Genomic DNA, 467 nt, shown 5'->3' on the forward strand with positions numbered 1-467 from the left:
GCCCGATTTGATTTCGATTATTTTTCGAGGTCTGTAAAAATATTCAATTTATGCGGTATATTCTTTGGCGGGTTTTGTGAGTCGGTATTCTCCGATTTAAACAATTCCAATTAGCAATGTTTTGGTTGGATAAATAGATTTATTTAGAAACTGTTTTAATTTTCTAGCGACGGCACGGAGGTTGATATGACGCAGGACGCGATGAACGAAACCAAATACATCGTGGTGGTGAATCACGAGGAGCAATATTCGATATGGCCGGAATATCGCGACATTCCAGCCGGCTGGCGCTCGCTTGGCGTCAGCGGCGCGGAACAGGAGTGCCTGGACTATATTGAAAAGAACTGGACGGATATGCGTCCCTTGAGCCTGAGACAATTCATGCAGGAAAATCAAACGGCTTCCCCTTCCGCGAATTAATGGTTTCTATGTCTTGTTTTTGAAGTCGCCGCATCGCGGCGACTTTT

At 44.8% G+C, this 467-nt stretch carries 1 protein-coding gene; it reads left to right on the forward strand.

Translation table 11 applies throughout. From position 1 onward, the window contains the following. The first annotated feature begins 186 nt into the window (after window positions 1–186). A complete protein-coding gene (locus tag ACODRW_RS02070) occupies window positions 187–420 on the forward strand; it encodes an MbtH family protein (protein WP_107798078.1) in 234 nt (77 codons plus the stop codon). Window positions 421–467 lie beyond the last annotated feature (47 nt).

The organism is Chromobacterium sp. FG89, assembly GCF_057808735.1.

Coding starts and splice junctions, on each gene's coding strand:
- ACODRW_RS02070 (WP_107798078.1), top strand. CDS start 187: ATGACGCAGGACGCGATGAACGAAACCAAATACATCGTGGTGGTGAAT.